Genomic DNA, 515 nt, shown 5'->3' on the forward strand with positions numbered 1-515 from the left:
AAGCAGCATTTTGAACCAGTACGGCATTGATATGGTTGATGTGTCGCTGCTGGCCGATAAACACGACGACTTACGTAATCTCAAGATCGGCCAGCAGCTCTCCTGGACAGTCAACGATGACGGTGAATTGCAAAGCCTGACGTGGCAGATGTCGCGTCGTGAAACCCGTATCTATGAGCGCGGCGATAACGGTTTTAAAGAACGCGTGGAGATGCAGAAAGGGGAGTGGCACAACCGCGTTATCAACGGTCGCCTGAGTGGCAGTTTTGTGCAGAGCGCCAAAACGGCGGGTCTGACCGACAGTGAAGTCAATGCGGTGATCAAGGCGCTGCAATGGCAGCTCGATTTCCGCAAACTGCGCAAAGACGATAATTTCTCGGTATTGCTATCGCGGGAAATTCTCGACGGCCGCAGTGAGCAGAGCGAATTGATCGGTGTTCGGCTGAACACCGGCGATAAAGATTACTTTGCTATCCGTGCGGCCGACGGTAAGTTCTACGATCGGGAAGGGTCAG

General features: G+C 53.2%; 1 pseudogene. It reads left to right on the top strand.

The window, feature by feature from the left end:
- Window positions 1–515, top strand: a pseudogene (locus J5224_RS35225) (murein DD-endopeptidase MepM); the annotation flags it as partial.

It is taken from the genome of Candidatus Symbiopectobacterium sp. NZEC135 (genome assembly GCF_025962695.1).